At 53.8% G+C, this 26,910-nt stretch carries 19 protein-coding genes and 2 pseudogenes; 7 read left to right on the forward strand and 14 right to left on the reverse strand.

The features are described 5' to 3' along the window. Positions 1-25 precede the first annotated feature (25 nt). Entirely contained in the window at positions 26-1,480 is a 1,455-nt protein-coding gene (locus tag HYD27_RS12815) for a glycoside hydrolase family 1 protein (protein WP_219215659.1), read from the reverse strand. 39 nt (positions 1,481-1,519) lie between these two features. Next, complete coding sequence (locus HYD27_RS12820) at positions 1,520-3,442, reverse strand: beta-glucoside-specific PTS transporter subunit IIABC (protein WP_219215661.1); 1,923 nt, start codon at positions 3,440-3,442, stop codon at positions 1,520-1,522. Between the two features lie 343 nt (positions 3,443-3,785). On the opposite strand from HYD27_RS12820, the gene HYD27_RS12825 reads away from it, so the two are divergent. Next, complete coding sequence (locus HYD27_RS12825) at positions 3,786-4,943, forward strand: glycosyltransferase family 4 protein (protein WP_219215663.1); 1,158 nt, start codon at positions 3,786-3,788, stop codon at positions 4,941-4,943. Between the two features lie 250 nt (positions 4,944-5,193). Here HYD27_RS12825 and HYD27_RS12830 read toward each other — a convergent pair whose 3' ends face one another. From HYD27_RS12830 to HYD27_RS12850, 5 genes are all read right to left on the reverse strand, one after another. Beyond that, on the reverse strand, positions 5,194-5,412 hold the full coding sequence (locus tag HYD27_RS12830) for a hypothetical protein (RefSeq protein WP_219215665.1): 219 nt from the start codon (positions 5,410-5,412) through the stop codon (positions 5,194-5,196). Positions 5,413-5,667: 255 nt separating this feature from the next. Continuing rightward, a complete protein-coding gene (locus tag HYD27_RS12835) occupies positions 5,668-7,509 on the reverse strand; it encodes a UbiD family decarboxylase (protein ID WP_219215668.1) in 1,842 nt (613 codons plus the stop codon). Positions 7,510-7,671: 162 nt separating this feature from the next. Next, positions 7,672-8,244 (reverse strand): TetR/AcrR family transcriptional regulator, encoded by a 573-nt coding sequence (locus HYD27_RS12840; RefSeq protein ID WP_219215670.1) that lies wholly within the window; start codon positions 8,242-8,244, stop codon positions 7,672-7,674. 967 nt (positions 8,245-9,211) lie between these two features. Further along, positions 9,212-10,648 (reverse strand): flavin-containing monooxygenase, encoded by a 1,437-nt coding sequence (locus HYD27_RS12845; RefSeq protein ID WP_219215804.1) that lies wholly within the window; start codon positions 10,646-10,648, stop codon positions 9,212-9,214. A gap of 870 nt (positions 10,649-11,518) precedes the next feature. Then, positions 11,519-13,384, reverse strand: coding sequence for a rhamnogalacturonan lyase (locus tag HYD27_RS12850; RefSeq protein WP_219215672.1), 1,866 nt, complete (start codon positions 13,382-13,384; stop codon positions 11,519-11,521). Between the two features lie 507 nt (positions 13,385-13,891). Here HYD27_RS12850 and HYD27_RS12855 point away from each other — a divergent pair. Further along, complete coding sequence (locus HYD27_RS12855; protein WP_219215675.1) at positions 13,892-14,707, forward strand: sugar phosphate isomerase/epimerase family protein; 816 nt, start codon at positions 13,892-13,894, stop codon at positions 14,705-14,707. A gap of 305 nt (positions 14,708-15,012) precedes the next feature. Here the strand turns inward: HYD27_RS12855 and HYD27_RS12860 are convergent, their stop codons facing one another. Beyond that, complete coding sequence (locus HYD27_RS12860) at positions 15,013-15,651, reverse strand: hypothetical protein (RefSeq protein ID WP_228745099.1); 639 nt, start codon at positions 15,649-15,651, stop codon at positions 15,013-15,015. Positions 15,652-15,848: 197 nt separating this feature from the next. Here HYD27_RS12860 and HYD27_RS12865 point away from each other — a divergent pair, with 197 nt between their 5' ends. The 3 genes from HYD27_RS12865 (at position 15,849) to HYD27_RS12875 (ending at position 19,338) form a co-directional block, all read left to right on the forward strand. Further along, on the forward strand, positions 15,849-16,616 hold the full coding sequence (locus tag HYD27_RS12865; RefSeq protein WP_219215677.1) for an alpha/beta fold hydrolase: 768 nt from the start codon (positions 15,849-15,851) through the stop codon (positions 16,614-16,616). 199 nt (positions 16,617-16,815) lie between these two features. Further along, positions 16,816-18,507, forward strand: coding sequence for a M3 family oligoendopeptidase (locus HYD27_RS12870; RefSeq protein WP_219215679.1), 1,692 nt, complete (start codon positions 16,816-16,818; stop codon positions 18,505-18,507). 552 nt (positions 18,508-19,059) lie between these two features. Further along, positions 19,060-19,338: a hypothetical protein gene (locus tag HYD27_RS12875; protein ID WP_219215811.1), complete on the forward strand. Its 279-nt coding sequence runs from the start codon at positions 19,060-19,062 to the stop codon at positions 19,336-19,338. On the opposite strand, the pseudogene HYD27_RS12880 reads toward HYD27_RS12875, so the two are convergent. Next, a pseudogene (locus HYD27_RS12880) lies at positions 19,248-19,630 on the reverse strand (iron chaperone). The gene HYD27_RS12875 and the pseudogene HYD27_RS12880 sit on opposite strands and share 91 nt — an antisense overlap. 26 nt (positions 19,631-19,656) lie before the next feature. Beyond that, complete coding sequence (locus tag HYD27_RS12885) at positions 19,657-20,244, reverse strand: TetR/AcrR family transcriptional regulator (RefSeq protein ID WP_219215681.1); 588 nt, start codon at positions 20,242-20,244, stop codon at positions 19,657-19,659. 122 nt (positions 20,245-20,366) lie between these two features. Between HYD27_RS12885 and HYD27_RS12890 the strand changes: the two genes are divergently transcribed. Further along, on the forward strand, positions 20,367-20,906 hold the full coding sequence (locus HYD27_RS12890) for a hypothetical protein (RefSeq protein ID WP_219215683.1): 540 nt from the start codon (positions 20,367-20,369) through the stop codon (positions 20,904-20,906). 15 nt (positions 20,907-20,921) lie between these two features. On the opposite strand, the pseudogene HYD27_RS32010 reads toward HYD27_RS12890, so the two are convergent. The 4 genes and pseudogenes from HYD27_RS32010 to HYD27_RS12905 form a co-directional block, all read right to left on the reverse strand. Next, a pseudogene (locus HYD27_RS32010) lies at positions 20,922-21,032 on the reverse strand (DNA-binding response regulator); the annotation flags it as partial. 125 nt (positions 21,033-21,157) lie between these two features. Then, positions 21,158-22,897 (reverse strand): extracellular solute-binding protein, encoded by a 1,740-nt coding sequence (locus tag HYD27_RS12895; RefSeq protein ID WP_219215685.1) that lies wholly within the window; start codon positions 22,895-22,897, stop codon positions 21,158-21,160. Positions 22,898-23,027: 130 nt separating this feature from the next. Continuing rightward, positions 23,028-23,906 (reverse strand): carbohydrate ABC transporter permease, encoded by an 879-nt coding sequence (locus HYD27_RS12900; RefSeq protein ID WP_219215687.1) that lies wholly within the window; start codon positions 23,904-23,906, stop codon positions 23,028-23,030. Positions 23,907-23,919: 13 nt separating this feature from the next. Continuing rightward, on the reverse strand, positions 23,920-24,777 hold the full coding sequence (locus HYD27_RS12905; protein ID WP_228745108.1) for an ABC transporter permease: 858 nt from the start codon (positions 24,775-24,777) through the stop codon (positions 23,920-23,922). Between the two features lie 390 nt (positions 24,778-25,167). Here HYD27_RS12905 and HYD27_RS12910 point away from each other — a divergent pair, with 390 nt between their 5' ends. Continuing rightward, entirely contained in the window at positions 25,168-26,898 is a 1,731-nt protein-coding gene (locus HYD27_RS12910; RefSeq protein ID WP_219215692.1) for a sensor histidine kinase, read from the forward strand. The last annotated feature ends 12 nt before the right edge of the window (positions 26,899-26,910 follow it).

The following is a 26,910-nucleotide window of genomic DNA, read 5'->3' on the forward strand; positions in this document are numbered from 1 at the left end:
CTGAAGTGAGTTCAGGGTTAGTGACTTAAGTTAAGTCTTCTCCGTTGGTTGCAATCACTTTCCTGTACCAGTCAAATGATTTTTTCTTGCGTCTTTCCAGGGTTCCCGAGCCGTCATCATGCTTATCGACGTAGATCATCCCGTAGCGCTTGGCCATTTCGCCCGTAGACACGCTGACCAGATCAATGCAGCCCCAAGGGGTATAGCCGATCAGCTCCACGCCGTCCCTGATGGACTCTTTCATCGCCCGGATATGCTCGCGGAAGTATTCAATCCGGTAATCATCCCGGATCGAGCCGTCTTCCTCTATTGTATCTGCAGCCCCGAGGCCGTTCTCTACAATCATCACCGGAATCTGATAGCGGTGGTAAATGTTGTTGAGTGCCCAGCGCAGGCCCTGCGGATCAATCTGCCAGCCCCAATCGCTTGTCTTCAGATAAGGGTTCTTAATGCCTCTGGCCATATTGCCGGAGGTCAGCTCTAGCGCAGGGTCCTTGCTCAGTGTAAAGGGAGTATAATAGCTGAAGGTGTAATAATCAACACAACCCTTTTTCAAAAACGCCTCGTCCTCATCCGTAATATCCAGCGCAATCCGGTGATCATGCATATACCGCACGGCCTGACCTGAATACTCTCCGCGTATCTGCACATCCGAGCACAGCAGGTTATTAATCAGATCCTCCTCCTGCGCCAGCATCACATCATCCGGGTTGCAGGTATAAGGATACGGGGTATGGTAGGTGATCATGCAGCCGATCCGGAACTCCGGATTGATCTCCCTGCCCCTTATGACCGCCTTCGCACTGGCAACAAGCTGATAATGCATCGCCTGCAGGCGCTCCTGCTTCGTATCCGCCTCCAGATCATAGGTGAGGTCGCTGTTCTCTGACAGCATGCCTCCTGCGATATAAGTTCCATATGGCTTGAGCAGACAGTTCAGCTCATTGAAGGTGATCCAGTATTTCACCGAGTCTTTGTAACGGCTAAACAGCACTTCGGAATAATTCACGAAGAGGTCGATCAGCTTGCGGGAGCCCCAGCCGTTGTACTTTAAGCTCAAGGCAAACGGCAGCTCATAATGCGAGAGGGTAATCAATGGCTCAATCCCGTATTTTTTCAGCTCGCCGATCACATTGTCATAGAATTTGAGGCCTTCCTCATTCGGCTCCGTTTCCTCGCCCGTAGGAAAGATCCGCGACCAGGAGATGGACATCCGGAAGATTTTGAAGCCCATTTCCGCAAAAAGCGCAATATCCTCCTTGTAGCGGTGGTAGAAATCTATAGCCTCATGGCTTGGATAAAAAACGCCTTCCTGCAATTCTCTTGTCACCCTGCGTCTCGAGGTCCGGCTGCCGACGGTGACCATATCCCCGGTGCCAAGCCCCTTGCCGCCCTTGTCGTACCCGCCTTCAATCTGAATCGCAGAGGTTGCCCCGCCCCACAGGAAATCCTCCGGAAAGCCTTCTCGCACTGTCTTCATCTCATCCGCTCCTTGCTTCTATTTATTTGAATGGCTTTTTTATAGTATAGAAATCAGCTCATCACCCTGCTTGATATTCTTGTTCTCGTTGCCTATGACATCCAGATAATCGGAGGTATTGGTGATAATGACCGGCGTGATGGTATCGAAGCCTTCAGCCTTGAGGCCATCGATATCAAAGCCAATCAGCTCATCGCCTACATTGACCTGATCTCCGACACTTACATAATTCTCATAAAATCTGCCCTTCAGCTTCACCGTATCCAGCCCGACGTGGATCAGCACTTCGATCCCTTCCTCGGACGTTACGGAAACAGCGTGCTTGCTCTTCGTCAAAGTAGTTACCGTCCCTTTCACCGGGGACACCACCTTGCCTTCCGCCGGGATAATGGCGATGCCCTTACCCATAAACTCCTGGGAGAATACCTGGTCACTCACCTGCGACAGGTTGACGGATTGCCCGCTTATCGGGCTGTATACCGGCGTCTGCGGCTTTTCTCTGACCGCGGGCTTGTCTTCCGGCTGACCGGCTGTCTGGTCTCCCCCCGCTGCTCCTGTCCCGTTCCCGGATGCATTTGCAGTCTGAAATGCACTCTCATTGTCCTTAAAGCCAAGCACCAGTGTCATGACAAAAGATACCACAATGGCAATCAACGCCGTAATAATGGCATTCATGAAGTTGTCCGGATACTCGCTGCTCACAAAGGTCGGGAGCTTAAGAATGGATGGGGTAACCATCGCAAAAATCTTGAGCTGCGTTATCCCGGAGTAAATCCCCGACAGCCCACCGCCGATGATGGTGGCGATCATGGGTCTTTTGAGCTTAAAGGCCACCCCGTAGATAGCCGGCTCGGTAATCCCGGACAGCAGTGAAGTCGTGCCAGCCGACAAGGCAATCTGGCGCATGTCCTTATCCTTGGTGCGGATCGCTACAGCCAGACAAGCACCGGTCAGGGAGAAGATCGCCGACAGGGAGCTTACCAGCATCAGTCCGTCATAGCCGTAGGTAGAGATGGAAGTGATAATTGCCGGCGTAAAGGCCCAGTGCATTCCCGTCATCACGAGCAGCGGCTTGAATGCGGACAAAATGGCAAGTGAGAGCCAGCCGACCTTGTCCTGCAGGAAATAGATCGCCGTCGCCAGGCCGTTGCCCAGATGATAGCCGAGCGGGCCAATGACAACGAGGGCCAAAAATCCGGTAATAATAATGACCAGCAGCGGTTTAAAAAAGATTTTGATTACGGAAGGCGAGACCTTGTCCGCAAATTTCTCGATATAGGACATGATCCACACGGTGAGGATAATCGGAATAACGGTGGAGCTGTAGTTAATCAGGGTCACCGGAAGTCCGAACAAGGACACGGGCTCCTTGGCTGTCACCAAAGCGCCGAAATTGGGATGCAGCAGAATCCCGGCCAGAGAGACGGCCAGATACGGATTGACTTTGAATTTCTGCGCCGAAGAAAAGGCCAGCAGGAACGGCAGGAAGTAGAACACCGCATCTGCGAAAAAACTGAGGAAGTAATGGGTGGAGTCTGTGGTTTCGAGTACACCCGCCATCACCAGCAGGGTCAGAATAACCTTGATAATCCCAGCACCGGCGAGTGCCGGCACGATCGGGGTCATAGCCGAAGACAGCGCATTGACCATCCGCAGAAACACGTTCAATTTTTTCTTTTCAATGCCGCCGCCGGAATTGGCAGCACTTACATTTTGTGCCGGAAGCAGCTTGGCCACTGCCTGATGCACCAGCGGTACGTCATTGCCGATAATGACCTGATACTGGCCGCCGTTGTTGGTGGTGCCCATAACCCCTTTCAGATTCTTGAGCTCGGCCTCGTTCACCCTGCTGTTGTCCTTCAGGGTGAAGCGCAGGCGGGTCATACAGTGAATGACCGTCTCCACATTCTCTTTTCCGCCGACGTTCTTGAGAATTCCGGCTGCAAGCTTGTCTCTTTCCATCTGTCATTTCCTCCATTTGTGCACAAATCAAGATGATTTGAGCTAGATGTAGAAAACAAAAAAGATCCAACCAGAAAGAAGTATATACATTCAAAAAAATGTATATAGCGCTTCCAAATCAGATCCTGCCTGCATTACCAGTAACACGTCTTGTATTGGATATTTAATTGTTATTCTAAACTTACGATAGCATGTCAATATTTTATTGTCAACCTGGCATGAGGGCTGTTGAGCCTCCAATATTGCCCACTGTATGTCCGCTGTTATTGTTTAACCTCCGGTTAACGCCCTTCAAATATTCGCCTGTTAAGATCGGGGCAAGAAGACTATAGGGAGGGATTTCATGCGCCTGGCCTTATTTACGGACACGTTTCTTCCGCAAACAAACGGTGTGGCCCGTACACTTAACAGGTTAACCGGACATTTGAACCGCCGGGGAATCGAGCATCTGCTGTTTACGCCCAAATCCGCCCCCGAGGACAGCTACCCCGATCCGGTCCGCCCTGTCGCCAGCATTCCTTTTTTTCTGTATCCGGAGTGCAGGCTGGCTCTGCCAAGCATGTCCTCCATTCAAGGCCAGCTGAACGCCTTCCAGCCGGAGCTGCTGCATATGGCTACTCCGTTCAACATCGGCCTGTGCGGCCTCCGTTATGCCCATAGGCACAAGCTGCCGCATGTAGCCTCGTATCATACCCATTTTGACCGCTACCTGGAATATTACCGGATACGCCGGATCGTACCGCTCTACTGGAAATACATGAACTGGTTTCACCGCTCCTGCGATGCCACATTTGCTCCGTCTCACGAGACGATAGCCGCATTGCAGACGCAGGGCTTCGAGCGGCTCAAGCTCTGGTCCAGAGGCATCGACTGCCAGCAATATTCCCCGCAGAAGCGCAGCGGGGCGGTACGGGAGCGCTATGGAATTACCGCGCCGCTGGTCCTGCTCTACGTAGGCCGGATCGCTCCGGAAAAAGATATCGCCACCCTGCTGCAGGCCATGCGGCAGCTGCCGGAATCCACCGCCGCCGGAGTGCACCTGCTGGTGGTCGGCGACGGACCGCTGCTGTCTGAGCTGAGCGCGCAGGCGCCGCGCAATGTCATCTTCACCGGCGCCAAGCACGGCGAAGAACTGGCGGAGCTGTATGCCTCCGGCGATCTGTTCGTGTTTCCTTCCAGCACGGAAACGTTCGGCAATGTGGTGCTGGAGGCTATGGCCTCCGGGCTGCCTGTCCTCGCCGCCGGTGCCGGCGGGTCCAAGGAATTGGTCGCATCCGGGATTACCGGTGCGCTGTTTCAGCCTCATGATCCGGAAGCGCTGGCAGAGGAAATATGCCGCCTGGCCGATCAGCCGCTGCTGCGGGCAACCATGGGTATCGAGGGACGGCGGCAGGCGCTCGGCCGCTCCTGGGAGCATATTTTTGACGGGCTGATCCGTGATTATGAAGAAGTGATCGACAACAGACGCGTGAAGAGCCGGTCAGGGATATTTACAGCCTGAGGGCAGATGAATGCAACGGGGCAAGGATATGCCGCCTCCCTGCATGTCCAATTATAAAAGACGCCTTATCCGGGCGCCTTTTTTTGCAGCGGGCAACCCCGGCAACAACGGGCAGGGCCAACCGGACGAAGGTGTGCTGAATGCTCGGCCATCAAGATACCCTCCCAGCGGAGCCAGGGGCAATCATTTATCATGCGGATCATGCGGAAATTCTATGCATAAAAAAAGCCCCTCAATTGGGCGACGATCGCTAGTGCTTCATTATGTTTAATGCCTCTATGATTTTTTCTTTAATATACAAGTGCTTCTCCGGTACATCGACATTATCGGCCCCTGTTACTGAGACCCCTTGAGAACGCGCTTCTGTCTCTACTGCCTCAACAAAAGTCATACTTTTATCCTCGACGTTTACCCGAATCTGATGGACATCCCATAAATCGAGAACCAGTGTATCATTTGTTTTTTCCATAACAGACAGCTCCTTTCAGCATTTTCTCCATTGTGTCACAGAATGACAGATTCCGCCATGAAATTATTAGTAAATATTAATGCCGTTTCAGCTTGAATCAGGCTGAACGGCCTGCAACGCCGCCCGGCCCTTTCCCCGCCGCTCTTCTGCGGCAGGCGGCAACTGATTCCATTCAGGGAATCGCCGCTGAAGAAGCCGCCGCCGTCCGCCCGGCCGAAGAGGAATATGCAAAGGTTATCGCACCGCCGGGAACAGTCAGCGCGGCTCACGCAGTCCGGCCAGAACGGCCCCCGGTACAAAGAAGCGTTCAATCTTCCGCTCCACCCCGGCATCCGGGATCAGCGGGGGTGCCTGATGCGGCTTCACACGGGCATCAATAATGACATTGTCGCAGAACCAGTGCTTGTTCTCCACGCCGCTGTTCACCCCATAAATATCATGCGAGGGATTGCTGCGCGTAAAGGTGGCCCAGAGGAAGTTGTTCAGGGTTTCGCTCATGAATGTGCTGTCATCGCATAGGATGATCATCGGGCAGGTATCCAGCGCACCTTGCTCCTGAATGGCAGCACTCAGCTTGTCCGTCTCCTCCAAAGCCCCCGGATAGGTGGTGAACTCCGGTCCCTGCAGCGCCACAATCCCCGGCATAATCATTCTGGCCTGCCCGAACCCCTGCAGCTTCCCCAGAATTTCCGGCACCTCCGTACACAAGCTTCGCACAGGCTCTCCCACCGCCGCAAAAACCACCTTGCTGCCGCTGTTAATTCCTGTGCCCGAGTAATCGAGTGTATCTATCGTAGTATGGGTCTGAAAATGGATGTCCCGCCGCAGATTGATCCGCTCCAGAATGTAGGCCAGGAAATCCCCGATGTTGTGCGTGGTGACCGGCCGCTCTTCTTCCGCTGTAATGAACAGGTACTTCGCCAGGCTGAGCTGGCCGGTCCCGAGAATCCGGTTGGCGATGGTCAGCAGCTCCGCCGGCTGCTTCAGCTCCTGGTAAGGCGTATAGCGCTCGCTGCCAATGGCGAGCAGCAAGGGATGCACACCTGCTGCATCTATGGCATGCACCTCCTTGACTCCCGGAACCTCCTGCTTCACCGCGCTGCCGGTCAGCTCATGGATCAGTTCTCCGAAGGCGGTATCCTCCTGCGGCGGACGACCCACAACCGTGAAGGGGAAGATCGCCCCTTTTTTGGCGTAGACCTTATGCACCTTCATGACAGGGAACTCATGGGTGAGGCTGTAATAGCCCAGATGGTCGCCAAAAGGGCCCTCCGGCCTTGTCTCGCCGGGGTGAATCTCGCCGGTAATGACAAAATCAGCGTCGCTGCTGATGCAGAAGCCGTCCGCATAGCTATAGCGGAAATGGCGTCCGGCCAGCAGCCCGGCAAAGGTCATTTCGCTCAAGCCTTCAGGCAGCGGCATGACTGCCGACAGCGTATGCGCCGGAGGGCCGCCGATGAAGCAGCTGACCTTGAGCGGCGCTCCCTTCCGCGTGGCCTTTGTCTGGTGGATGCCGATGCCCCGGTGAATCTGGTAATGCACGCCTACTTCCTTGTTGACCTCATACTCATTGCCGCTGAGCTGGATGCGGTACATGCCCAGGTTGGAATTCATGATGCCAGGCTTGTCCGGGTCCTCGGAGTAGACCTGCGGCAGGGTGACAAAAGCGCCGCCGTCGCCCGGCCAATGCTTAATCTGCGGCAGATCGGAAATCCGAATCTCCTCGAAACCCGCCGGAACGCCGCTTCCCTTCTTCAGCGGCAGCGCCTTTCTCGCCGCCAGCCCTGTGCCGATATATTTGAACGGCTGCTTGAGCGCCTTCATGGGGTCGCTGCGCAAAGCGATCACCTCCCGGGACGGCTCCCAGGTATCGCGGAATATAAATTTGCTGCGCTCTATGGTGCCGAACAGGTTCGACACCGCGCGGTATTTCGAGCCTTTGACCTTCTCAAAGAGCAAGGCCGGACCGCCCGCCTCGTAAGTCTTCAGATGAATCGCCGCCATCTCCAGGTTCGGATCCACTTCCTCATGAATGCGGACCAAATGTCCGTGCTTCTCCAAATCGGCAATACATTCTTCCATACTGCGGTATCTCATGGCCTTACTCCAATCTTCAGAAAAAATGTGAACTCTCTATATTATCAATGAGGCTGGAGACCAGGTCAACTTCAGCGTTTCAATCCGGCCATGCGGCGTATTATCCGCTTTATTAATTGAACATTCAATTAATTGTTGCTGAAAAATACAGATGCCACGCGGTTAAGCTCTGATGGCATCCCAGCTCATTGCAATCATCTCCTGCAGCCTTTCCTCATTGGCCTCGAACTGGCCCTTGAAATGGGCTTTGGCCAGCTGTGTGACGGGAAAATAGCAATAGGTCAACAAAAACACCGTTTCCAGCGGCTTCAGCTCTCCGCTTTGCTTGCCCTTCTCTATGAATTCATAGAGGGGCGCGAACATGGCCGTTGTGTCCTCAAGCGCAAGCTTCCCGATCAGCGGTGAGGTCAGGAACTGGTCCAGGAACAGAAAATAAGCTTTGTTCTCCAGAATGAAGCGCAGCGAATTGCGCATATACAGCTCGCAGGCCTGTCTTGTGCTTAAGCCGCTGTGAAGCCCCGCAAGCATCTGCTCACTCATTTTGCCCTTCACCTTGCTGTACAGCTTACCCAGCATATCCTCCTTATTCTCAAAATAAACGTAAATCGTCGCCGAGGAAACGTTGGCCCGCTTGGCAATTTTGGACATGGAAATGTCCGAGAATCCGATTTCATTCAATAAATCTATAGTGGCCTGAAAGATAGCCTCGCTTTTGTTTTCATCCTTATGTCTCATGCGTTAATATTAAATAATCATTCAATTAATATCAAGCTGTTTTTAATTATTTTGCTATTTAAAAACTCCTGCTCATCATTCAGGCTAAGGTGTGTGCTATTGCAATTTCTGCAGCAGCTGGCCCACAGGCTGACTGGAAAAAGGGAAGCAATTGCCGCACCCTCCTTCGCCGGACAGCGCAGCCGTTAGGGGTTGCAGGTTGGGTTTCAAGTTGTCTGAGACTCTCCAGTTCGGCCTGGCGGGTGAAGCTATGCTCCCCAGTCCTCCGGACCTTCCTGCTGTGCCCCGTCGGGAGGCCCAAGTGGAAAAAGTAAACCTAAATCTGCCCATATCCCCTTTTCCGCCAGCGTTAGTGGGAAAAAGGATAACTAATCCGCTCGATTTTGCCCCTTGGAGGCGGATACACCTAAATTAAGTTTACTTTTTCCCACTATTCCTTCTACAACAAGCTCCTTAGCCCATTTAGGTTCACTAATTCCACCTCACTCCCCTGCCCCCGGCAGCGGTCCCGGTTACCTCACCTGATTCCGCGCTTCCTCCTGCAAAACAGAACCAACAGGGTCGCCAGTAAATCCCCCCACAAAGCCATCCATGCCGCTGACGCGGCACCACAGAGGATGGAAATGGGGAGCGATTATCCTCATCCGTAAAGTTATTTTCCAGGGTAGCGGGGCCTTGGCTTCGATGATGACTCAGGTACTTTGCGGGGACCCCAAAACAGATAAATTTATATTTTTGAACAAAAGCACCTTGGCAGATGAATCAACTTGCCCCTTAGGAGCTGGGCCAAGAGCCAGTCCGCCCTGAGCGATACAAGATGCTTCCGCCTCTCATTCCGCCACTTTGCTTACCTGCGCGGACAAGATGCTTTCACCTCTCATTCCGACATCTGGCATCAGGTCTGGAGCTTCATCATTTTTTACACACCAGAACCATTTCCCAATTTGCAAAAAAAAGGCCCCCTTGACTATTCAAGGGAGGCTTGAGCTTTCGCAGCCGGCCACACACCGGAGAACTCAACTTCATCATAGGCGAAAAAGGCATCCAAAATCTCTTCCCGGTCATCCATGAACAGCTGGTCGGCCACTCCGGCCACAAGCTTTGGCACCGCATTCTTCATGCCGGAGATAGCCGACGCCGATAAGCCGCAGCTAACTAGCGCGGAATAATTAAAGACAAACAGTCCGTGTACCGGCTTCCGTCCCTCTTCATCACGGGGCTGGAACGCAAAGCCCGGGCTGAGGTACGGATGCGCATCCAGCAGCGGGTTCGCCGTCTCCGGCGGCGCTTCATAGCGGTCGCTCCAGCGGGCGATATGGCGCTCCACCAGCTTCAGCTCCGGGCGCAGGCCCGGATCGCTGAGCAGGCCGGTGCTGACCACCAGAAAGTCAAAGGAGAATTCCCCTTTCGGCGTCGTCACCGCCGCCTTGTCGCGGATGGCTTGCACCTTCAGCCAGGGTGAACCCAGATGCAGCCGGAAGCCCGGCCAGCCCGCCGCGCGGGCAAAGGTATCATTGGTCGGCGGCTGATTATATTTGAAGAAATGCGAAATGACCGCATATTTATCTGCATCAGACAGCGCATGGAACCGCTCAATCATTCCCGACACCTCCATCTGGCGGATCGGGTTAACATTCGGCAGCCGCTCGCGGCGGACAAACACATGGGCTTCCGCCGCACCTTCCGCAAGCAGGAAGTTGGCGTTGTCAAAGGCCGAGGCGCCGCCGCCGAGGACGGCGATTTTTTTGCCCCGGAGGGCCGTGCAGTCTATCGCCTCCGAGGTATGGGCATACAGCGCTTTGGGCAGATGGTCGGCCACCATCGGCGGCACATGCCATTCTCCTCCGCCCTGAATGCCCGTCGCCAGCACAACCTTGCGGGCGAGCAATTGCTCCGAAGGTGCTCCCGCCCCAGCGATATGCAGGCGGTGAATTCCATCCTGACCGGGTTCAATCAGCTTCAGCCGGACTTCATTAATTACGGGCAGGCCGAGAATCTTACGGTACCAGCGCAGATAGTTCATCCATTCGCCGCGCGGAATTTTTTCTACCGCCTCCCAGCCCCCGGGTCCGGTCTGCGCCTCCCACCAGGAGCGGAAGGTTAAAGAGGGAACCCCCAGGTCTACAGAAGTTAAATGCTTGGGAGTGCGCAGCGTGACCATCCGGGCATACGTCTCCCAAGGCCCCTCCAGCCCTTCGCTGTTCTCGTCGATGACCAGAATGTTGGATATCCGTTCACGCAGCAGCCCAAAAGCCGCCCCGAGGCCGCTTTGCCCGCCGCCCACAATTACAACATCATACACATGACCTTCAGTATGGCTCAGCGGCCGCACCCAGTCTGCGCCACCATAGGCAAGATAGGAAAGATCGGTTTTCACTCGTTCATTCAAGGCTTCCAGACTCATCATTCCTCAGACCTTTCGGATGGCATCTTTAGGCTATATTATAGCGTGTAAGCCCCGCCTTTTGAATGGAGATGGCAAGTTTATTGTCACTGGGGCCAAAATCCGTGAGCCGGATTGTATCCGATCACCAACATTTGGGGTTCAGCATTTCTATTATATTGACAAAAGAAAAATCAGTGTCCCCGCTTATTAATTCCGCCCATCATATAATCAGCAAAAGCAGCCCATTGACCGGGCTGACCTGCCCATCCCCCAAAACTCTGTTATACTGATTCAAGCATGCCTGCACGGCTTCTCTGAATCTTGGCGGCAGATCTGTCCGCCTTCTCTCTTTGAGGCGATATAACACTGTAATGGGTGACTATTCCCTTATTTATTTCCAGAAATCTGTTTGATATGTTCAAGCTGCCAGGCTATCTGCTGGACTTTTCAGCTTATGAACTTCCTGATTATTCAGCTGATTGCCTCGAATTTGGCGAAGCCAAACCCAGAGATCTTCTTCGAAATCCCATCGTCTGAAATGCTGCGAGAGCGGCATGGATGTCTGCTGTGAAATTTCCTCGGCCTATACCAGCAGCAGCAGCTCGTACTCACCATAGCTTCCAATGCACTGAAAGCCCAGCGGCAGCTTGCCTATGCTTGCGGAAGGGTGCTGATTGTGACAGACCGCAGAGATCCAAATGGCAGCCTGCCGGGGCTTTGGCCAGTAATATGGGATCATCTCCATAAAGAATTTGCCGCTGCTCTACTTACGGTGGACATTGAACCAAGCAGCAGCAAAACCGCTTTGACGGGTGTTTTATATTTTCCGGACTGCAAAAAAAAGCAAGGGATTATTTCATCCCCTGCTTCTCTTGCCGGCTCCCGGTTTCAGGGAACCGTGTAAATATTGGGCTTCGATACGGCCCCCATCCCATTGCCCAGGAAATAACCCGTGTGCGGCGGCTGATTGTATGCGGTATTCTGCCAGGCGATGCCCAGGCGGTACACCGGATCATGCATCAGTGTATAGAATTTATAGCTGGTTGCCGCCGTAGTTGTATAAATCCGCAGCGCGGTGCTGTCCGTTTTCCGCCAGATGACTTCCTCTCTCCAGTCTCCAAGAAGATCCGCCTGCAGACTCGGCGTTGCTTTGGTGCCGTTGTTGGAGGACACGCTTGCGCCGGTCAGCAGATTGGTTGACGAGCTGCTAGCAGGCACCCACTTGTCAATTTTGACTCCATCCAGCAGCTCACGGGATAAATCTCCATCCCACCAGATACCGAAGTTAATCGAAGGTGTTGAAGAGCTGATCTTCGTGCCGGTGATCGAATACAGGCCCACACCATTGCTGGCCCACACCTCTTCTCCGGGATAATTGGGGTCAATGTCCGCAGCCATGCCCCGTCCGGTATCCGCCCCCGTACGGACACCCCACAGAACTGTTCCAGTTGCGGCATCCCACACAGCGGCCCCGTAAGGAGAGCTTGTGTCCTCCATTACTTTGAAGACCTCAAGGCCTGCGCGGTTTGGATTCAGATCTCCTACATGCAGCGCGTCTCCATGTCCAAGCCCTGTGTTGTACAGCCTGGCTCCATTGTCATCAATGGTCAACGCGCCATAAATAATCTCATCCTTGCCGTCGGCATCCACATCGGCGACGCTGAGGTTGTGGTTGCCTTGGCCTGTGGTCCCTGGATTGGTCGAGCTGTTGCTGTCAAAAGTCCACTTGCGGGTCAGCGAGCTTCCATTCCAGTCATAGGCAACAACAACTGTACGGGTGTAGTAGCCGCGGGCCATAATAATGCTCGGATGCACGCCGTCCAAATAAGCGACTCCGGCCAGAAAACGGTCTACGCGGTTGCCGTAGCTGTCTCCCCAGCTGGATACGGTTCCTCTTGCCGGAACGTAATCAATGGTGGTCAGCGCCTTCCCGGTTTGGCCGGAGAAGACGGTCAAATATTCAGGACCCGACAGGATATAACCGCTCGAATTCCGGTAGTCCGCACTCGCGCTGCCAATGGTGCCCCCGGTTCCGTCCACAGTTCCGTCCGCCGTTTTGCAGACCACCTCGGCCTTGCCGTCCCCGTTGAAGTCGTACACGAGGAACTGCGTATAATGTGCGCCGGCGCGAATGTTTTTGCCCAGATTAATCCGCCATAGTCTGGTGCCGTTCAGCTCATAGGCATCCAGGTAGACATTGCCGGTGTACCCGCTTTGTGAGTTGTCCTTGGAGTTGGAGGGGTCCCATTTGAGGACAATTTCATAATCCCCGTCGCCATCCAGATCGCCCACACTGGCATCATTCGCACTGTAGGTATAGCTTACGCCATCCGGTGTGGTGCCGCCCGCCGGAATCTGCAGCGGAACGTCCAGATAGCCCGAGCCCCATACACTTGCCGCCGGGGAATCGCTTTGTTCAACGCCGCCTACAACGGCTCTGACCGTGTAGCTCGACGAAGATGTGCCCGAGTTATCCTGGTAATTCGTCCGGTCCGTGATCGGACTTGCGTTAAGCTTGGTGCCGTTTCGGTACAAATTAAAAGCAACCGAAAGCTCCTCCGTCCCCAGCAGACGCCAGCTGACAAAGACGCCGGTGGACACTTTTACCGCCACCAATCCCCGGTTCAGCTTTTCGGCCTGGCGGGCTGCCGCTGCCGCTGCTGACGGGAGCGGAGCCAGTAACGGAAAACCTAAAGAAAAGACCAAAAATAAAATCAGTGTGTAATACAAAGGTGAATGTAACCGCTTACCCATTAATAAATCCTCCTTTTCTATTTTGGCAAATAGGTCCACGAGGTTTGAACAGGTTGTCGGTCTCATTGTTACATATAAATACATAAAAGTAAACATATTGTTAAAACAAAAGAGGAGGCTGTGAATAATTTCTTATATGCAGCATGATGTACACCATCCACAGCCTCAAAAATAATGCAACTTATTCGGATCGATGACATGTATTTAAAGTCCGGCCATGCCAATCAGCTTCTTGGAAGCCGCCATGTCCGGAAGGGAATACAGCAGCTTCAGCACCGCTTCGTCAGGATCATCGCACCTCCAGATAATTCAGGCCCGCTGTGCTCCGGTGTGCTCTAAAGGGTGATTTTCATGTGGGCTCCCCTCCTGCGCTTTTGTTTACATTTTTATAAAATTGTATGTTCAGCTCTTTTCGAAGATTTCCCCAGTGGAACCCCTGCTGATTTTCACCTATACTTAATCAGGGAAGCGATTGCAAAACTCTAACAGGACGGAAGGGGCAGCACGATGCAGATTTCTGTGTTTTACAACCATATTGTTACGGCGGGCAGACAGACAGGGCTGACGGTACCGGAGGTACTGGGGCGTGCGCGCGAATTGGGCATCCAGGCTGTGGAGCTGAATCTGGACGAGGTCCAGCCCAGCCGCCAGGCTATGAGAGGTCTGCTGGAGCAGGCTGGAATCACCGTGGCTTCCATGCACGCTTTTTTTGATTTCGGCAATGCTCCGGAGATTCAGCCCGGACTGGAATTTATTGATGCTGCCGAATATTTGGGCGCGGGCAAGGTGCTGGTGATTCCGGGATTTATTGAAGAATCGGCCAGCACAGAGCTGCGGAAGAGCTCGCTGGAGCGAATGGCTGCCGCGCTCAGGGAAATGTGCGATTATGCGGAGCGCAAAGGGATCGTGATTACCCTGGAGGATTTTGATGACAGCCGGGCACCCTTCGCCACATCCGGTGAACTGCTCTGGTTTCTGGAGCAGGTTCCGAAGCTGGGCATCACCTTTGATACGGGGAACTTCATCTACAGCGGCGAAGACGAGCTGGAAGCCTTCGGGAAGCTTCAGGCGAGAATTGTTCACGTGCATTGCAAAGACCGCTCGCTGAAAGAAAACAGCAGTGAAACACCCAAGATCAGTATAAGCGGAATTGCGCTGTACCCTTCTCCCGTCGGTTCCGGCTGTATTCCAATGGAGCAGATCATGGAACGGCTGAAGGCGGTCGGGTACAAGGATACGGTAGCCATTGAGCATTTTGATGCCGAAGACCAATTGGCCTACATGAAGCAATCGGCAGAATGGCTGAAGGCCAGATTTAACTAGGACAAGCAGCAGAGGGGATCGCAGAAATACTGTGGTCCCTATTGCTGTGAATATCCAGGCTGTTGCTGCTGTGCCGCGCAGACACCCGCCGCCGCTCTAAAAAGCCAGTCCGGCCCGCTGCTCTCCGGGCAACCGGAGGTGGAAATCATCGCTGAGGAAAGCCGGTTCTGCGCCGGAAAATCCGTGGCGGATACCGGACGCATCCGGATGACTGCGGAATAATTCCGCAAAGCTCCAGCCGCCGGCCTGCAGTCCCGGCCGCAACGGGTCTGGAATCTGTTAAAGTTCCATACAGCATTCACAGGCTACAGCTGCACAGCAAATAACGTCTCAATTGGCTTGAAAAACAAATGCCCGTCCGGCCAGGGCTGAAAATGAAGATCCATTCTGGAATCCTCCCACTCCTTCGGCGTGCCTGAGGTGGACAGCTTCCCGGGGAGCACCGGTTCTTCGACCACCGCCGGGAACTCCTGGTAGCCGAACAGCAGATTTTCGTGAATGCCTATGATTTCATATTTCGGACCATGAAACGCCTGCTCTTCCTGAAGCTGATAATGATAATACACATAGCTTGCCGCCATCTCCGGCTTCAGGCGGGCAACCCGTCCGACCTGCCGTTCCACAGGGGACTTCCTCCGCCAATGCCCGGCATCCTTCGGCGCATTGAAGTGAAAAACATCGATCAGGGAAATCCACTTCCGCGGCCGCTCTTCCCCCGGCCAATCCGAGAGGCCGTCAGCCGCCCCGGGAAGAAGCTCTTCCGGAGACAGTTCTTCCTCCATGCACTCATAGTAGAGGAACACATTGCGGTTCCATTTATACGCCGCTGCGGTCATAAGCCGCTTTTCCCGGATCAGCCGTGCAGCTTCTCCTCCGGTTTGCAGATAAAGTATAGCCGTTTCGTCATCTTCCTTAAGCTGTGCCCTTGCCATTACTCTGATCATGAGCAGTTCATCCTTCCGTTTCAGCCGGCACTCTATAAAGAGCATCTAATTCCCCGGGTATTATACCATATACTGGATTTCCGGCAGCTTATAATTGCTTAAATCCTTCCGTGAATTTTGCAGTCATTTTCACAGTGACATATCCAGATGCTGGGAGTACAATAGAAGGAACATTTGTTCTTAACAGGAGGATTTTAATGCCATATATTCAGTTGAACGGGTTGGAAATGTTTTATGAGAAAATGGGCAGCGGGGAGCCGTTAATTTTTCTGCACAGCGCTTATTCGCGGGGAATCTTGGCTTTTGCAAGTCAAATTCTTGATTTCCAGAATGCGTACACCTGTTATTTCCCTGATTTCAGAGGCCACGGCAGAACCAGATGCGAGAGCCTTGCCTGGAGCACCCCGCAGCTGGCTGATGATATCACGGTGTTCATGGAGCAAATGGATATTCCCAAAGCGCATTTCATCAGCTACAGCCTGGGCGCGGGTGCTGCCATGTATGTTGCAGTCAACGCACCAGAGCGTGTATTTTCAATGACGGCCATCGGTTGCAGCGGATTCAATGATCCGTCCGGTGCGGACGAATATGAACCGGAAGCGCTTATCGCCCAGGGCAAGCATGCCGCCATCAGCCAAATGATTGAAAGACATGAGGACGCACACCGGGGGAACTGGCAGGAATTCATGCGGCAGAGCGCCGCAGATTGGCGGCTGTTCCCGCAGCTAAGCGAGGAGCAGATCCGCAGCATCCGTTGTCCTGCCCTGTTTATTGCCGGGGAGCATGATCCTTATGTAAAGGAAGCACAGCTGAAGCACCTGAACTCGCTGGTGAAGAATTCAGAGTATCTTGTTGTCCCCGGAGGCAGCCGCCGCCCCCACATGCTGAGAGAGAATCCTGTTCTGGTGAATGATGCAATCCTGCAGTTTTTGAAGCTGCATCCTATAGCTGATGGTTACTCTTAGCGGATGCTCCGGATTGAAGTGATCCTGGCGGGCGGGTAGAGATGATGGGGAACCGCATAGGCAATAAAGGGCTTGGTCTCCTGGAGCTTGCCGGACAGATGGAAATACAATTACAAACTTAGTGAATTATTTTCTTCCAGATTATATAATACAAGTTGTATATTACCGAAAGCTACCCCGAAAGGATGTTGATAATCCCATGAAGTTTAGCGAATACCGTTATGAGCGTCCTGACGTAGACAAGCTGAAGGCTAGCTTCACCGAGCTGCTGAAGGGCCTCAGCGCCGATAGCCTGGAAGAGCAGAAGTCTGCTGTTACTGCAATTAATAAGCTGCGGAATGAATTTGACACGATGGAAACGCTGGTCAGCATCAGACACTCGATCAACACGGAGGATGAATTCTACAAAGCTGAACAGGAGTACATGGACGAAGTTGGGCCGGTGATTCAGGAGTACATAACCGGCTATTTCAGCGCACTCGTGAACTCCAAGTTCAGAGCCGAGTTCGAACAGGAATGGGGTTCTCAGCTGCTGAAGATTGCCGAAATCTCGCTGCGGACGTTCAGTCCGGACATCATCGAGGACCTGCAGCTTGAGAACAGGCTGTCCACCGAATATGCCCAGCTTATCGCCTCCGCCAAAATCCAGTTCGAAGGGGAGGAACGGAACCTGTCCCAGCTGGCTCCTTTTGAGCTGTCGACAGACCGGGATATGCGCCAGCGCGCATCCGCGGCCAGATACAGCTTCATGGCAGAACACGAGCCTGAATTTGACCGTATCTATGATGAGCTTGTCAAGGTCCGCACCGCCATGGCGCACAAGCTCGGCTACCGAAGCTTCGTGGAGCTCGGCTACGACCGGATGATGCGTACCGACTACAACGCCGACATGGTGGCCAATTTCCGCAAGCAGGTGCAGGAGCATATCGTTCCGGCCTCACGGAAGCTGAAGGAACGCCAGGCTGAGCGTTTGGGTCTGGAGCAGCTGAAGTATTATGACGAGAGTCTGAACTTCAGCAACGGCAACGCAACACCCAAAGGCGGTCCCGATTGGATCATTGCGAACGGGGCCGAGATGTACAAGGAGCTGTCTCCTGAAACCGGTGAGTTTTTCGGCTTCATGCAGAAGAACGAGCTGATGGATCTGGTCAGCAAAAAAGGCAAGCAGGGCGGCGGATACTGCACCTATCTCAGCCAATATAAAGCCCCCTTCATCTTCTCCAACTTCAACGGCACCTCCGGGGATATTGATGTTCTGACCCATGAAGTGGGGCATGCCTTCCAGGTATACCAGAGCAGGCATATCCAGGTGCCCGAGTATGCTTTCCCCACCTACGAAGCCGCGGAAATCCACTCGATGAGCATGGAGTTTTTTGCCTGGCCGTGGATGGATTTGTTCTTCGGGGAGGATGCAGACAAATACCGCTTCAACCATCTGGGCGACAGTCTGCAGTTCATTCCCTACGGCGTTTCCGTGGATGAATTCCAGCATTTTGTCTATGCCAATCCGGATGCGACACCTGCCGAGCGCAAGCTTGCCTGGAGGGAAATCGAGAAAAAGTATCTGCCCCTGCGCGATTATGACGGCAATGCTTATCTGGAGCAAGGGGGATTCTGGCAGAAGCAGGCCCATATCTTCCGCTCTCCATTCTATTACATCGACTACACGCTGGCCCAACTCTGCGCCTTCCAGTTCTGGAAACGGTCGAACGAGGACTTCAAATCCGCATGGAGCGATTATTTGCGGCTCTGCCAGGCCGGCGGAAGCCTGTCCTTCCTGCAGCTGGTCGAGCTGGCCGGACTGAAGTCTCCCTTCGAGGATGGCTGCATCAGCTCGGTAATCGGCGATATTGAGGGCTGGCTGGACGGGGTAGACGATAAGCAGCTGTAAGCGCAGGCCAGGCTCCGCCCCGGCTGATGCTGTTTCCGTTAGTCCGCGCAACAACGCATACACTGCCGGTGCAACCATTCTTTCCGCTTAATTTCCCGCTGACCTTTCCGCTGGCCGCTGCACCGCAGAGGCTGCAAATGGATGAGGTTGATTCCATTGTAGTGTGGAGCTTTGCTCGCCGTGAGACCTGCATTCTTACTAAAATAGTGGGAAAAAGCACCACTAATCTGACCAGGTTGGCCCAATGAAGCAACTTAGTGGGAAAAAGTATCACTAATTCGGCTGTAACCAGCCATATGGGCCAAATGGGCTTGAATTAGTTGTACAAAATCCCACTAAAGCCCGGTATAGCCACGATTCCCGCCAAATAGTTTTACTTTTTCCACTTAGCTCGAGCGGCTTCTCCGTTTTAACTCACAGCGTACACAAAATAACCCCACAAAGTGTGGCCTTGGCTTCGATGATGACTCAGGTACTTTGCGGGGACCCCAAAACATATAAATTCTTATCTTTTTAAAAAAGGCCCCCACTGAGCCCGGGGTCCCTTTTTTTATGCTGCCACATTCATTTTCTTTGCTTTTCTGCCACGTTTACTTCCTCGCCTTACCGCCGCGCTCATTTCTTCGCCTTACTTTCACGCTCATTCCTTCATCTCACTGCCACGTTTATTTCCTCGCCTTACCGCCGCGCTCATTTCCTCGCCTTACCGCCGCGCTCTTTTCCTCGCCTTACCGCCATGCTCATTCCTTCGCCTTTGCCGCCGCCTTTTCCTTATTCTCCGCCGCTCTGAATTTCACAATCCTGCTGATCAATTCAAGCGGCAGCGGCTGATTGAGCGGAAACTGTACGGAGCCTTTTGCCCCTTTGTACGGTGCCAGCTCCTCTTGAAAAGCCTCAATCCGCAGGGTGCCGGGTAAAATCCGATATGCTTCTTGAACGCTGCAAAATGCACCAGATTTCCGTGCAGGAAAAAGGTCGGCATTTGATAGCTTATCTTCTCCTCGGCCTCCGGTACGGACTCATGAATAACCCTTCTTACCGCCTCAAGCCTCTCCCGGACCCCGGCAGGGGCTTTGCCGATATAATTGTCTACCGGTTCATAAGTGATTTTAGGGGATTCCATACCCTGCTCCTCCCGGACTTTCCAAATTAAACGTTGCATATAGCATTCATATGGCCCGTCAGCACACAGATGATCCGCTGCTTGTCCAGCCGCTCAGGCTCCAGCATGGCATGCAGGGCCAATCCGTCAACCAGGGCATACAGCCGTTCCGCTTCATTGTCCTTATCCAGATCCTGCCTCAGCACTCCCTGCCGGTCCAGATAGTCAACCAGCCTGCGTATACCGGGATATATTTCATCGTTCAGCTCGGCATATTCCTCGTCCGCATATTTCAGGTGAAAGACGAAGGCGAACCATACCTCCATTTCAGCCATGGTGGTGTCATCTACAGGTATCAGCTCCAGCAGAACCCTTGTAACCTTCTCTTTGGGCGGCAGCCCGAGTCCGAGAATGGCGGCGATTCTGGCGTTGACCCGTTCTTTTACAAGATTCATGGCAAAAGCAAGCAGCTCATGCTGTGAAGAGAAATAATGGCGCAAGGCTCCCAGGGATACTCCGGCTTCCTGCGCAATTTTCCGTACCGTCGCTCCCTTCATCCCCTGATTCATGATGACGCGCCAGGTTGCTTCTGCAATATGCGATTTTCTCTCCGAATGATCCACTATTTTGGGCATGTCCATATTGTATCATACAGAAAACTACAAGCGCAATTTAAAAAATACAGTTGTATTATTTAAAGCCCGTTGATATAATTCCCTGTATCAAACACACATTTATTGTGCAAAAGAGGTGGATTATGAATTTGGTGGCCTGGGCGATTGTCGCCTGCGAAGTCTTGTTCTGGGTGGTCATTCTTGCCGGTTTTACGGCACGTTATCTATTCGGACAAAAGAAGCTGGGATTGTTCTTCCTCGCCTTAACTCCGGTTCTGGATCTGATTCTGTTATTGATTGCAGGCATCGATCTGAACAGCGGCGCTTCCGCCACCACGGCACATGCGCTGGCAGCGATTTATATTTCCGTGTCTGTCGTGTTCGGCAAAAGCATGATCCGTTGGGCTGACGAGCGCTTCCGCTATTATGTAACCAAGCAGGGACCCGCACCCGCCAAACGTTATGGCCTGGACCACGCGAAGCATTATTTCAAAAGCTGGCTGAAGCATGTGCTCGCTTTTCTGCTGGGGGCGGGGATTTTATATGGACTCATTGCCTGGATTGACGATCCGGACCGGACGGGAGCGCTCTCCAGCATACTGGGCGTGTGGACAGTTGTGCTGGTCATTGATCTGATCATCTCAAGCTCTTACTTTATTTGGCCGCGAAAAGTAAAAAATTAGACTGGAGCCTGCCTATCAGCAGCGCTCCCCGTTCCGGTGAACATACACGGCTGCCTTCGTGCAGTCGTCCGCCTTCAGCCTGGCTGAAATATTGGTTATATGCGTCTTAACAATCTTAATGGAGATGGATCATTCTCCGGCAATCCCCGGATTGTTTTCCCCCTGACAGTAAAATAACCGCCGCCAAATCACCGCCGTATTCACGGTAACTTGGAAGCGGCTCTTTGCCGGACGGCCTGTGGAATATGCTGTTACTTGGCGGAATTATACCAGTCGTTGACTTCCTGCGTAATTTGGTCGCCGCCGGACTTCTTCCAGTTCTCCACCATCGTATCGAACTCGCCGATCGGCGACTGTCCGTAAATAATCTTCGAATACGTCTGGTTGAGCAGCTTGTTCAGCAGCTCGTTCTTCTGCTTCATGGTGTCGGTCAGCGGTCCCTGGAAGTAGTTCTTCATGCGGATATCCTTTTGTCCGAGAATGATGGTCATCGCTTCGAGATTCTCCGGCTTGCGTATTGCGGCCGCCTGAATTTCATACGGCGTTTCCGGCGTTCCGCCGTTCGCCAGCTTGATCATGGTATCGGCGTACAGTGCCGGTTGGCGGGCACCCTCGAAAGTCAGCGAGTAGTAGATCGGTTCAACCAGATGCGTGCGGTCCGCATAGTCCGGGAACAGCTCCGGATATTTCTGCGGGTCCTTCGTAATTGTCCCGTCCGGCAGCTTCGCCCAGTCATAGCCTTCGGCGAAGCCGTTCTCGAACTCGCTGCCCTGCACCGGATTGGCCCAGTTGTCGAAGAAGAAATTATAGTAGCGGATCAGCGCTTCCGGATTCTTGGCCTCCTTGTTGATCAGCATCCAGCCGTTGACCGACGGATTGCCGCTTTGCGCGCCGATTTTGCCGTCCGGGCCCGCCGGGATCGGATAGCCCTTGTATTTGGCTCCCGGCACGTTGTTCAGCAGATCGCCGAACGGCCAGTCCGGCAGCCAGTTGCGGCCGACGATGGCACCTGCCTGTCCTTTGGTGAACAGCTCCGAAGCGCTGGTTTCGTCCTTCAATCCGGAGTCTTTGGAGATATAGCCTTTATCCATCCATGTTTTCAGTGTGGCCAGCGCCTGCTTGGCGCCCGGATCAATAGAGCCGTAGGCCAGCGTGCCGTCGGATGCCTTATTCCATTGCCCCGGCATGGTGCCGTAATCGCCGAACAGCCAGCTGATGTCCGCCATCCAGCCCAGAAAGGTGTTCTTGAAGCCGGTGGCCAGCCCGATGGTGTCTTTCTTCCCGTTGCCGTCAGGGTCTTTATTGACAAAAGCATCGAAGATATTCTCCAGATCTGCCAGCGTCTCCGGGGCTTCAAGGCCCAGCTTATCCATCCAGTCCTGGCGCAGCCACAGCAGCATATCGTCATTGTAGGCGTAATCGAGAACCGGAAGCGCCATCCGCTTGCCGTCGCGCGTTACCGGCAGCCAGGTATCCGGATTAAGCGCTACCCCCTCTTTGTAATGGTCTCCGGCATACTTGTCGAACAGGCCGCCGACTTCCATGAACTGGCCGGAATCGATCAGCATGTTGACCGTTTCCACCTCGCCGCGGTAGGTGATGATGTCCGGCATTTTTTCACCCGAGGAGAGCATGAGGCGCAGCTTCGTCTTGTAGGCGTCATTGGTATCGGTAACGATCCAATCGTATTTGACATCAATCCCCAGATGATCCTTCATGTAGCGCTGCAGCACATTGTTCTCCATCGTCTCGCCGGTTTTGAAGAAGTAGTTGGTGCCGATGCCCTTGACGGTGGTCAGAGTAATCGGCTCCGCATACTTCTCGCCGTCCCAACCGGTTGCGTCGACGCCGCCGGAGGCATTCGTCCCGGTGCCGGCGGCGGGCGGCTTGTTCTCCGGAGCAGCCTCATTGTTATTGTTTCCCGAGCAGGCTGTGAGGCCGAGCATCAATACCGTTGCCAGCAGCATGCCGGCCGTTCGTTGAAACCGCATATTCTTTTTCCCCCTGCAATATCAGATTGATAACGCTTCCTTTCCCTTGCATTCTCACTATAAAACCGGTTTGGATTTCGGGAAATGCCCGAAACTTGCTCCGGATGCCAAAATATTATCCTCTTGCCCCTCACTCCTTGATTGCGCCAAGCACGATGCCTTTTACAAAGAAACGCTGCAGGAAGGGATATACGATCAGCACAGGCAGGATGCCGATAAAGATTTGGGCAGCCTTTACCGTCCGCTGTGAAATATTCTTCAGCTCGTTGATGTCGGGATTCAGCTTGCTGAAGTCCTGCTGCACGATGATCGTCTGCAGGAAGGTCGCAAGCGGATAATTCCGGTAGTCGTTGATATACAGCAAGCCGTCGAACCAGGCATTCCAGTTGCCGACGATCGAGAACAGGGACAGGGTGGCAATGGAAGGCAGCGCCAGCGGCAGGTAGACCCGGAACAGAATGATGAAATGCCCGGCGCCGTCGATCAGGGCAGCCTCCTCCAGCTCTTTCGGCGTTGCCTTGAAGAAGTTGATCATCAGAATCATATTGTACACCTGAACCGCTCCCGGCAGCACGAGCGCCCAGATCGTATCCATCAGATGCAGGTTCCGCACCACGATGTACGAAGGAATCATCCCTCCGGTGAAGAGCATGGTAAAGACAAAATACCACGAATACATATTCCGGCCCTTAAAAGCGGACGAATCCTTGGACAAAGCATAGGCGGCCAGCGTGATGACGCTCATGGTCATGGCGGTTCCAAGGAGCGTTCGGACTACCGAAACCAGGAACGCCCGCGTAAAGTTCGGATTGTTCAAGGTTTTCGTGTACGACTCAAGGTTGAAACCGGCCGGCCACAGGCCGACCAGATGCGCATTGGCCGGCGCGCTGGCACTGAAGCTGATGGCCAGAATGTGGACCATCGGCAGAATGCACAGCAGTCCGGCCAGCAGCAGCAGAAAGTAATTAAACACCGTAAACAGCTTGTACCCCCGTGATTTGTAATACATGCCCGCACGCTCCCTAGAATATTTTGTAATCCGCCAGCCTGTATGCGGCGCGGTAACCGATCACAATCAGCACAAAGCCGACGGCCGATTTGAAGATGCCTACCGCCGTACCGAAGCTGTACTGGCCGTTCAGGATGCCGGTCCGGTACACGAAGGTGTCGATAATGTCGCCCTTGTCGTACACAAGCGGATTATACAGATTGAAGATCTGATCAAAGCCGGCGTTCAAAATATTGCCGACGGCAAGCGTGCCCACAACGATAATGATGGGAGTCAGCGACGGGATCGTCACACTGAGCGTCTGGCGCCAGCGGTTCGCGCCATCCACCTCGGCCGCTTCATACAGCGAAGGGTTCACCCCGGCAAGCGCCGCCAGATATACAATGGTTCCGAAGCCGAACTGCTGCCACACATCGCTGAGCACGACAATGAACCTGAACCAGTTGCCGCTGCCGAGGAACAGGATTGGACTCAGGCCGAACCAGCTGTGCAGGACACTGTTCACAATGCCGTCCGTGGACAGCATGTCGTTCAGAATCCCCCCGAGGAACACCCAGGAAATGAAATAAGGCAGATACACCAGCGTCTGCACCGTGCGCTTGACGGAATTGCGTCTGACCTCGTTCAGCAGCAGTGCGAACACGAAAGGGACAATGATGTTGCAGACAATTTTCAATCCGGCAATCAGGGCGGTATTCATAATGACCTGCTTGCTGTCCGGATATTCGAACATGAAGCGGAAATGATCCAGTCCCACCCATTTGGAATGCCATATTCCGTCATAGGGCTTGTAATCCTTGAAGGCGATTACAAGGCCGCTTAGCGGCAAATAGCCGAAGATAAACTGCAGCACCACTGCCGGCAGCAGCATAACGTGCAGCGGCCAGGTCCGCCGCAACAAACCCTTAAGTCCCGTCCTCGCAGCCGGTGCAACGACTCCGGCCACACTATCGGTTGTTCCCATACCCACTCCACCTTTTTGCCATATTTAGAAGCTATGTATTCCCCGGGTTTCCGCACAGCGGCTGAATCCGCTTGTGAACACCGTCTGCTGCTCTGGAAGCAACTGCTGTCCGGTATTCATAAGGCCGTATCCAAGAAACAAGCCGCTTTGGGGTATTATTACAGGATTGACATTTTCGCTTTCCTCCTGCAATAGTAAGTATAGCAAGGCCTGTTTTACAGGTCTGCGCCGATAATTTGAGAACGATGCCCTATTCTTTGTTTCCTGCCATTTCATGATTGAAGGAGACGACTGGCCATGAGCCTAAAATTGAATACGTTTACAAAAATCATGGGTCTGATTCTTCTTCTGCTCATTCCGATCCTCGTGCTGTACTGGTTCTCCAACCGGACGAGCCTGCGCGTCGTATCGGACGAGGTGGAAAAGTCGATGTACAAGGACCTTTCCTATTTTGCCGCCCAGACCGACACCATTGCCGAGCAGCTCTCCAAAAGCGGCCTGATCATCAGCGGGGATATCAACGTCCGCGCTCTTGAATTCAGTGAAATCGCCACGCTGTATGAACAGACCAACGAGAAGCTGCGGATCGATGAGAAGCTGCAGCTGCTGATTGCCGCCTCCACCTGGGATACAACGATCTCCCTCTATGCGCCCGATACCCGGACCTTTGTCTCCTCAAATGTCACCCTTTCCTATGACGCGGGACTGATGGGACGCAATTTCTCCCGCGTCTGGAGATATACGGAGGATGTGCCTGCCTACTACCATAAGCAGCCGCGCTTCGTCCGCTATATTACGGAGCCTTATTCCTCCGCACTTAACAACGCCGCACTGATCGTGGAAATGAGCTTTCCCGTCACGGAGCTGACGAAGGCACTGGACCGGTTCAAATTGGGCGGCAAAGGCGATCCGTTCTTTATTACGCCAAGCCGCAACGTGATTCATCCGCAGGATGCCAACAAACCGCTGCAGGCCGAACTGATCGCCGGAATGGATATGGACATGCTTTCCCAAAAGCCGTTTACCCGTATGATGCTCTCCGGCAGCGAATATGCGGTCAGCTGCGTCTGGATGCCGGAGCTCGGCTTGTTCCTGGTCGACTATACGCCGATCCAGGACGTGGTGCGCCCGATTACGGCGAACGGCTATTTGTTCTACGGCTCAATCTTCTTCCTGCTGATCGGCAGCACCATCGCGGCTTATGTTCTCTATATCAATGTCCAGGTGCCGATCCGGGAGCTGGTGCGCGGCGTCCGCCGGCTCAAGCGGGGCGATTACACGATGATCAACGTGCTTCATCCGCGCAACGAATTCCACTTCCTGCTCGTCAGCTTCAACGATATGGCCAAGCAGATCGAGGGGCTGATTCAGAATGTCTACCTGGAGAAGATCAGCTCCCGCGACGCCAACCTGAAGCAGCTCCAGTCACAGATCAATCCGCATTTTCTCTATAACTGCTTCACGCTTATCCGCAGCCTGACCCGGCTCGGCGAGAAGGACACGGTGATGGAGCTGTCGATGCACCTGAGCAAATACTACCGCTACACCACCCGCTCCGAACGCCAGACCGCCGGGCTGCGCGAAGAAGTGGAGCTGGTGCGGAGCTACCTCGCGATCCAGGCGATCAAGGTTCAGGATCTCCGGTACGAAATCGCTATTTCCGAGCAATTCGCCGCGCTGGAGCTGCCCCGCCTGATTCTGCAGCCGCTCGTGGAGAATGCCGTTCTCCACGGCATTGAGCCCGCCGGATGCGGGAGCATTGCGGTCGGCGCCTGCACCGCCGGCTCCTATCACCTCATCTCGGTCCGGGACAACGGCGTCGGCGTAACCGAAGAACAGCTCGCCGCGCTGCAGCGGCAAATTGTAACGCCTCCGGCCGAAGACAAGGGCTGCGCCCTGTGGAACACAAGGCAGCGGATGCAGCTGCAGTTCGGAGCGGACGCGGGACTGCGCGTGCTGAGCCGGAAAGAGGGCGGCTTCGAGGCCCAACTGTATTGGCCTGTGACGCAAGGCGAGGGCAGCGCCTGAAACAAAAAATGA

It is taken from the genome of Paenibacillus sp. S150, assembly GCF_019352175.1.
Classification (GTDB): domain Bacteria; phylum Bacillota; class Bacilli; order Paenibacillales; family Paenibacillaceae; genus Paenibacillus_AQ.